At 40.9% G+C, this 8,890-nt stretch carries 7 protein-coding genes; all 7 read left to right on the forward strand.

Annotated features, from left to right (window positions below; genetic code table 11):
* Positions 1 to 959 precede the first annotated feature (959 nt).
* Genes T487_RS0115150 through cas2 form a run of 7 tightly spaced genes read left to right on the forward strand, consistent with a single transcriptional unit; the run spans position 960 to position 8,795 of the window.
* Positions 960 to 3,362: a CRISPR-associated helicase/endonuclease Cas3 gene (locus tag T487_RS0115150; protein ID WP_051651773.1), complete on the forward strand. Its 2,403-nt coding sequence runs from the start codon at positions 960 to 962 to the stop codon at positions 3,360 to 3,362.
* 10 nt (positions 3,363 to 3,372) lie between these two features.
* Positions 3,373 to 4,092, forward strand: a complete 720-nt coding sequence (gene cas5c, locus T487_RS0115155) for a type I-C CRISPR-associated protein Cas5c (protein ID WP_031577981.1) — start codon at positions 3,373 to 3,375, stop codon at positions 4,090 to 4,092.
* Positions 4,089 to 5,960 (forward strand): type I-C CRISPR-associated protein Cas8c/Csd1, encoded by a 1,872-nt coding sequence (gene cas8c, locus T487_RS0115160; protein ID WP_031577982.1) that lies wholly within the window; start codon positions 4,089 to 4,091, stop codon positions 5,958 to 5,960. The genes cas5c and cas8c overlap by 4 nt, the downstream gene beginning before the upstream one ends.
* Entirely contained in the window at positions 5,957 to 6,808 is an 852-nt protein-coding gene (cas7c, locus tag T487_RS0115165; protein ID WP_031577983.1) for a type I-C CRISPR-associated protein Cas7/Csd2, read from the forward strand. Before cas8c ends, cas7c begins: the two co-directional genes overlap by 4 nt.
* Entirely contained in the window at positions 6,808 to 7,473 is a 666-nt protein-coding gene (gene cas4, locus T487_RS0115170; RefSeq protein WP_081827680.1) for a CRISPR-associated protein Cas4, read from the forward strand. The genes cas7c and cas4 overlap by 1 nt, the downstream gene beginning before the upstream one ends.
* On the forward strand, positions 7,470 to 8,501 hold the full coding sequence (gene cas1c, locus T487_RS0115175; RefSeq protein ID WP_031577985.1) for a type I-C CRISPR-associated endonuclease Cas1c: 1,032 nt from the start codon (positions 7,470 to 7,472) through the stop codon (positions 8,499 to 8,501). Before cas4 ends, cas1c begins: the two co-directional genes overlap by 4 nt.
* Positions 8,502 to 8,504: 3 nt before the next feature.
* Positions 8,505 to 8,795, forward strand: coding sequence for a CRISPR-associated endonuclease Cas2 (gene cas2, locus T487_RS0115180; RefSeq protein ID WP_031577987.1), 291 nt, complete (start codon positions 8,505 to 8,507; stop codon positions 8,793 to 8,795).
* Positions 8,796 to 8,890 lie beyond the last annotated feature (95 nt).

Below are 8,890 nucleotides of genomic sequence, written 5' to 3' on the forward strand. Positions count from 1 at the left end.
CGTCGCTCTTCATACGAGGAGCGTGGATTGAAATTCATACATTACCTCCTGATATAAAAATAAAGGGTCGCTCTTCATACGAGGAGTGTGGGTTGAAATGCAATTAGCAGATATTGTGTGTAAAACAAGGGTTACAAATACTGTTGACCTTGTATCTTAAATCGAAGTATGTAACGTTGTTCTTAAGTTACTTATGAGTAAATCCAATGTGAGTAGTGGGATAGCAAAGGTTGTTAAAAACCATTAAAAGAATTGCTACAGAATCTCTTTTGAAGTTTACAATTTGATTAGGTATAATCTTTTTAATCAATCAAAAATCAAAAAGGAGATTTACTTATGAATGAAAACAAAGATATCAACATCGAAAAGAAGAATGTAACAAGAAATGAACAGCCTGGCTTAGTTGGATCCACATTTATCAAGTACGCTGCATACATCGTTATACTGCTTATTATTCTGTATTTTATTGTAAATTTTATCTTACCTCGTATTTAGAAAAATATGCAAAAAAAACAATAAACAGCATATTATTAATATTCAGAGTGAAGTAGAGTATTCTGCATCACTCTTTTTTTGCATATAAAGCAATAGATAACATAAAGAATGAACACTTTTAGATACAATTTATGAATAAATATTCTAATTTCAGGTAAAATAGCAACAGATTAAGGTTGAATAATATAAATAAATTATATATTATAGAAGATGAAAGAAAATTTATCAGAATATTAAAACAGTCCGGATTTATGGACAGTAAAAGTATTATTCTAAAGATGCGAATCGCTTATTCTATCCGGCTCAATAATTTAAGTAAGTGCACTCTCTCTTCCAAAATCCGTAAATATCTATATCCAAAAATGTTATGCTAAGAAAATTATGCATAAAAACAAAGCCTGAATCGGTGGACTATTCCTTAATAAAAGATGTATATCAAAAATAATATGAAAGGTGGTATTATTTTGCACTATGCACATGTAGATGATGAAGGAAATAAACAGCTGCTGACAGATCACTTAAATGAAGTGGCAGCTCTTACGAAGAAGCACTGTGAAAAAATCGGATTAGGAAAACTAGGTGAAATGGTTGGATTACTCCATGATTTAGGAAAAGTGAATCCGCAGTTCCAAAGATACCTATTTTCGGCTGTGGGACTCATCGATAAAAGCGATCCTCTTTATCTTGATCCTGCGTCATCCAAAGGAAAGATTGACCATTCCACGCTGGGTGCTCAAGTAATAAGTCAATTGGAGACCCTCAATCCAATGGTTAAGGATATTGCTGAGATGATTGTTTTGTCCCATCATGGTGGACTACTGGATTATGTTACACATGATGGGGAAACTCCTGTTGACAAAAGGCTTGTGAAAGAAACGATAGAACTACAAGATGAAGAATACGCAACATATATTGCTCCTAGTATTACACCTGATCTCGAAATGAAAATTATGGAAGAGTTTGGTGAGTACGCAAAGAAAATGATGAAATTCAAAGAAAGTAAAACTCGGAATTTTCACCTTGGCCTTACAATCAAGTTTCTTTTTAGTGGCCTAGTCGATGCGGATCGACTGGATACCATCCGTTTTTCTAACTACTCTAATGGTGCCAATCTAGCACCTCAAAGCGAATTCTCCTGGAAAAAAGCCATCAGAGCCTTAGATCAGTACACCTCAAAGTTTAGAGTAAGAAATGAAGTCGATCGGATCAGAAATGAAATCTCCGAGAACTGCCTGAAAAGCGCTGAGAATAAACCTGGCATATATAGGCTTACCGTACCAACCGGAGGAGGTAAGACCCTCTCAAGTCTGAGGTTTGCCCTCAATCATGCAGAGAAGTATGGAAAAGATCGAGTAATCTATGTAATCCCGTTTACATCCATCATCGACCAAAATGCAGAAACCGTGCGAAAGGTTATGGAATTAGAAGGCATTGAGGATCATTTGGTAGAACATCACTCCAATCTCACAGAAGAAGAAGATACAAGACTGAACAGGGTACTGGCGGAAAACTGGGATTCGAAGCTGATTTATACGACCATGGTCCAGTTTCTGGAGACCATTTATGGCGGCGGAACGAATAAGATGAGAAGGCTCCATAATTTAGCCAATTCTGTGATCATATTTGATGAAGTGCAAGCCATGGGAGTAAATCAAGTTTATCTGTTTAATATGGCTCTCCGGTTTCTCACTGACATCTGCGGTGCAACGGTGCTCATATGCACTGCTACACAACCAGTATTGGACAGTGATCTTATATGGCCATACAATCTGCAGTTATCTTCAAATCAAGACATTTCAGGAGATATTCCGGCGATGCAAGAAGTATTTCACAGAGTGGATGTCATCGACTGGACGGAGAAGGACTGGACAGTGCTCGATACTACTGATCTTATCCATGAAGAGTATTCTTCTGGACAGTCTGTGCTGGCCATTGTCAATACCAAAAAGGCAGCCATGGATATAGCAGCAGATCTCCATAGAAGGAATCTGGATTTTTATCATTTAAGCACAAACATGTGCCCTGCACACCGTTTGGAGATTCTCGCAAAAATGCGATGTGAACTGGACAGATTTAATGCTGGAGAAAGAGGTCCAGTCATCTGCATCAGTACCCAATTGATTGAGGCGGGTGTGGATATTGATTTCAAGACTGTCATCAGGCATCTTGGGGGAGTGGACAGCTTGGTGCAGGCAGCCGGAAGATGCAACAGAAATGGCAGAATGGCCGTACGAGGAAAGCTGTATATTGTGAACCCAGCGGATGAGAATTTAAGCAAACTTAAGGATATCCGCATGGCCAAAGAGTCCACACTTGAGGTGTTCCGGAATGTCACTGAAGAAGAGAAGACCAACAATATCTTAAATGAGAAGATTATCGAGAAGTATTTTCAGAGACATTTTGTGAAGAATAAAGAAGAGATGGTCTATCCTGTCTTTGTATCAGAATATGGTGTAGCAGACACTTTAGTAAATATATTATCCAATAATTCAAATGCCGAGAATGCATATAAACGTAAGCGAACCCAAGGAAAAAAAACTCTTAAGCAAGGCTTTAAGACAGCAGCAAAGCATTATAAGGTGATAGACAACAGCAGCAGAGGGGTATTGGTTCCATACAAAGAAGGAGCTGAGCTGATCAATAGCCTGAATACTACGAGAAATGAGCATGAACTCCCAGTGCTGATGAAGAAAGCACAGCGGTATTCTGTAAATCTTTATGATTATCAAATCGAAAAGCTGTTTAAGGAAGGAGGGATTTTTGAAGTCAGAGAAAACAGTGGCATCCTAGGTCTGACCCATCAGTATTATTCTGATATTTTTGGTGTGGATTTAGGGGGCGAAAATCTACAATTATTAATGCCATAAAGGAGGAAACATGAGAAATCAGATTGAATTTAGAGTAACAGGCAGATATGCACTGTTTACAGATCCGCTCACCCGAGTGGGCGGAGAAAAGTTCTCATATCACGTCCCCACCGTACAAGCGCTCATTGGCATATGCGAGTCCATCTACTGGAAGCCCACCTTTTATTGGGTCATAGATTCATTTCGGGTAATCAATCCCATCAGAATGCAGGCGCAAGGCATCCGGCCAATCAGCTATATTGGTGAGGCAAGGAATAATACCTTGAACACGTTATCCTACTACACCTACCTGTCTGAACCGGAATATGAGGTGCGTGCACATTTTGAGTGGAATCTGAACCGGGAAGACTTGGCTCAGGACAGACAAGAAGGGAAGCATTATAATGTGGCGAAAAGAATGCTGGAGAAAGGAGGCCGTCGCGATATTTTTCTTGGCACCAGAGAGTGTCAGGGATATGTGGAGCCCGTTCAGTATGGAGAAAGACCAAGCTACTACGAACGGCAGCCAGAGACATCCTTGGACCTGATGTTCCACAGCTTCCTTTATCCATCCCAAACTGGGGAAAAGAATCTGGAAGCGGTCTTTCACAGACCCGTGATGAGACATGGGGAGATCATCGTGGAGAATGATCTCAGCAATCTGCCAAGAAAATACATCAAGGCCATGGAGTACAGTATTCTTCAAACGTCGGGACTTGAAGAGTTTTCGAGTGAGGAGTGGATGAGATGAGCTGGATCAAAAGTTTGTACGATACGTATGAGAACAATAAATCAATAATTGGAAAAGAAGAGAATGGTTCAATCTTGCTTCCGATTTTCCATATCACGTCAAAATCCCACTTGACCGTCTCGCTGAATGAAAAAGGAGAGTTTCTGGACGCCATCCCAGTTGAAGACGACGAGAATATCATCATCCCATGCACAGAGGAATCCTCTGTACGTGCGGGATCAAAAGCCGCGTCTCATGTCCTCAACGATAAGATCCAGTATCTTGCCAAAGATTATGACAAATATGGCGATAAATATCATGGATACTCGGATTACATGGAAAAGTTGGGAGCATGGTATTATTACAACCCATCAAACAAAAAGATAAAAGCAGTATATCAATATGTGGAAAAAGGAACGCTGATAGATGATCTGATCAAAGCCAGTATTTTTGAAATCTTCGAGGGTGGACTGGTTTGGGGACCACAGGCCAAAGGTAAAATCAAGGTTGATCCTAGAGATTTCTATATACGTTGGCAAGTGGAAAGCCGTAATATGCTGGAGGAGTATAGAACCTGGAAAGATTTAGAACTATACGACCAATGGATTGAGTATTATTTATCGACAAGAACAGAGGAAGGATTCTGCTATGTGCTTGGGAAACATGCTCCATTAGAGAGTAAGCACCCCAAATCCATCTATAATATGTGTGCTAATGCAAAGATTATCAGTTCCAATGATACAAGTGATTTTACCTTCCGAGGACGTTTTAACGTAGCGCAAGAAGCCTACGGACTCAGCTATGAGGTATCTCAGAAAGCACATAATGCTCTGAAATGGCTTATTGCAAAGCAAGGATACAATCGGGGGAAGAAAACTGTAATCTGCTGGGTGAATTCCAGCATGGATCTTCCAGATCCGCTTGCAGATAATTTTGGGTTGGATGTTTTTGAAGAAGAACAAATAACTGCCGGAGCCACTGCAGATGATATAGCCCATAAGCTAAAGCTAGAGCTCTCCGGTTACCGGAAAAAGTTTGAGGAAGAAACCCTGGTGCATTTGATGGAGCTGGAGTCCGTTACTGATGGCAGACTGTCCATTACCTATTATCAGGAGATCAGAATAAGTGACTATATCAGTCGCCTTGAGAAGTGGTATGAAACCAGCGCTTGGATGCAAAGATACCGGCCCTATGGAAACAAGGAAGGCCCGTCTGAGTTTATCGGAGTACCCTCCCCCTACAACATCGCACAGGTTGCGTATGGGCTTAATAAAAGCGTGGATGAAACACTGAAACAGAAAACCATCAGCAGGCTGTTAACCTGCATCGTGGAAGGCACGAAAATCCCTCAGGATCTGGTGGAACTCGCCTTCCGGAAAACCGTAAATAGGCCAGCTTTTGAGGATAAATGGTCGTATGAGAAGTCACTCAGTATCACTTGTTCTCTTATTAAAAAATACTATTATGACTATGAAAGGGAGGTTTATATTATGGCACTGGACCGAGAAAGAAACAGCAGAGACTATCTATACGGCAGGCTGCTGGCAGTAGCCCAAAACATCGAACAATGGGCACTGCAGAAAACTGGTGAAGAGAGGCTGACCAATGCGGACCGCCTCATGGCAAGGTTTTCCACACATCCTTTTAGCACATGGCAGATCATTGAGCTCAGCATCAAACCCTATTTGTCCAAAATCGGAGGCGGTGGAGCTGCGAGCAGAGAAAAGCTTTTGGATGAGATCATGGGGCTCTTTAATCCAGAGGATTATACAGCAGAGAAGCCTCTAACCGGAGAGTTTCTGCTCGGATATCACTGCCAGAGGGAAGATTTTAGAAGCAAATCAAAGGAACAGGATAATGAAAAGGCCGAAAATAAGGAGGAAGTATGATGTTAAAGAGTAAGTATGATTTTGTTGTAGTATTTAGTGTGAAAAATGCTAATCCCAATGGAGATCCACTGAACGGCAACCGCCCACGTATCAACTATCAGGGAATTGGAGAGGTTTCGGATGTCTGCATCAAAAGAAAAATCAGAAACCGCTTGATGGAACAAGGGCAGTCCATTTTTGTACAGTCTGAAGACTATAAAACAGACGACTTTACAAGTCTGAAAAACAGAGCGGAAGGCACGTTATCGGCGAATGTTTTAAAGGACAAAGAAAAACTCATAGAGGAAGCCTGCAAACAGTGGTATGACGTACGGGCATTCGGGCAGCTCTTTGCGTTTAAGGGGGGAAAAGACAAAGGTGTATCCGCTGGAATAAGAGGTCCTGTCAGCATCCATAGTGCATACAGCCAAGATCCCATCAATATTACCTCCATACAGATTACTAAAAGCGTCAACAGTGAGGGAGACGGCGCAGGAAAAACTTCAGATACTATGGGAACTAAGCATCGTGTGGACTTTGGCCTTTATACCTTTGCAGGCAGCATCAATCCTCAGCTGGCACAAACAACAGGATTCAGTGATGAAGATGCGGAGCTGTTGAAAAAGGTCCTGGTGCAGCTCTTTGAAAATGATGCATCCTCTGCGAGACCAGATGGGTCCATGGAAGTACACAAAGTTTACTGGTGGAAGCACAGCAGCCTCAGCGGTGACTATTCATCTGCCAAAGTCCACCGAACTGTAAAAGTAGCAAAAAAAGATGGAATAATCGAACCTAAAAATGTGGAAGATTATGTAATTGAAGTGGAAGCTTTAGAGAATCTTGAGCCAGAGATTCTCAGCGGATTCTGATGTACCTGGAAGAGGATTATATCATGATCTCCGGTATACAGCATTTTGCCTACTGTAAAAGACAATGGGCATTAATACATGTGGAACATCAATGGGAACAGAATTTGTATACAGTAAAAGGAGACATTGTCCACGAGAAAGTGGATGATCCTTTCTTGATGGAGTCCAGGGGAAACCTAATTATCTCCAGAAGTGTGCCTGTCCAGTCGGAACTCCTCGGCTGCTATGGAATTGCAGATCTGATAGAGTATCATCAAAGTGAGCAAGGCGTCGAAATACCTGGAAAAGAAGGATTCTATCGTCTATATCCAATTGAGTATAAAGCAGGCAAACCAAAGGATGACAACATCGATAAAGTGCAGCTATGCCTGCAGGCAATGTGTATAGAGGAGATTCACAATATAAAGGTGCCAGAAGGAGCCATCTACTATGCAAAAGTTAGAAGAAGAGAGAAGGTGGTGTTTACCCAAGAACTTCGTCAACAAGGAGAAAATCTCATAACAGAAATGCATCAGCTGATAAGTGATAGTACTACACCAAGGCCTTCCTATTCAAAGATTTGCGATCACTGCTCTCTCTACAATATCTGTTTACCTAAGTCTAAATCAAAGTATGAGTCGGTAGATCATTATATAAATTCTCAGATAGCGGAGGAAATAAGATGAGAAAACTACGGAACACTCTCTATATCACTAAAGACGATATGTTCATGAATCGGGAAGGCGATACATTAGTTTTGGAGCAAAACCGGGAGAAAGTAATGCAGATTCCGATTCTAAATTTAGAGGGCGTAGTTATATTCTCCAGTGCAGCTGTTACACCACAGGCACTGGAGTTATGCTCAGAAAACAACGTACACGTATCCTATATTTCTTATACTGGTAAATTTTTAGTCAAGATCCAAAACCCAATGTCGGGTAATGTAGCATTACGGCGGAGCCAATTCAGACTGGTTGAGAATCAAGAAGAATCTCTAAAACTAGCAAAAAATGTATGTGTGGGAAAAGTCTTCAACAGCCGGGTAGTGCTGCAACGTCTCTACAGGGACCATAAGGACCAGATCGATGAGGATGCTGTGCTGGATGCCATCCATTATTTAGGTCAAGGACTCAAACGGTTCTCATCAGCCACTAATTCACAAGAGCTTCTTGGAATAGAAGGAGATGCTGCAAAGCATTACTACAGTGTATTTAGTGAGCTCATCGTCAATGATGATTTCAAAGACAGTTTCAAGGGGCGGTCGCGCAGACCACCTCTTGATGCAGTCAATGCGCTGCTATCCTATTTTTATGTGCTGTTAAGCCATGACGTCACTGCCGCCCTTGAGACTGTAGGCCTTGATCCCCAGATGGGGTTTTACCACAAAATAAGGTCCGGCAGATCGTCTTTATCATTAGATCTGATGGAAGAGCTTCGCGCTTACCTGGTAGACAGATTCGTAGTATCTCTTATAAATAATCGGGTTGTTAAAAAAGAGGATTTCTATATTAAAGAAAATGGTGCATATTATCTTAAAGATGAGCTTCGAAGTGTTGTGCTTTCACAGTGGCAAAACCGGAAAAAAGAGACGATCACACATCCATATCTAAAAGAAAAGATTGAGATTGGTCTGATTCCTTATGTACAAGCACTGCTTCTTGCAAGATATATAAGGGGGGATTTAGATGCATATCCTCCATTTCTGATGAGGTGATGTATGTTAGTGTTAATAACCTATGATGTTGCAGTTACATCATCAGGAGGAGCAAAAAGACTTAGAAGAGTAGCGAAAGAATGCAAAAACTACGGACTTAGAGTTCAATACTCGGTTTTTGAATGTAATGTGGATGCCGCACAGCTCGAGCTATTCAAAAATAAACTCATAAACATAATTGATCAAGAGCAAGATAGTATACGTTTCTATATACTTGGCAACAACTATAAAACAAAGGTAGAGCATTATGGGGGAAAGAAAGTAATTGATATCAGCGATCCACTTATCCTTTAGTGCGAACTAGAAGTAAACATTCAAAATACACACCAGATAATGCGTGTTAAATATAATCAATAAAGAGGTTCGCGTTAGACAAGTTTTAAAATATT

Origin of the sequence: Proteiniclasticum ruminis DSM 24773, from assembly GCF_000701905.1 — a bacterium.
In the GTDB taxonomy this organism is placed as follows: Bacteria; Bacillota; Clostridia; order Clostridiales; family Clostridiaceae; genus Proteiniclasticum; species Proteiniclasticum ruminis.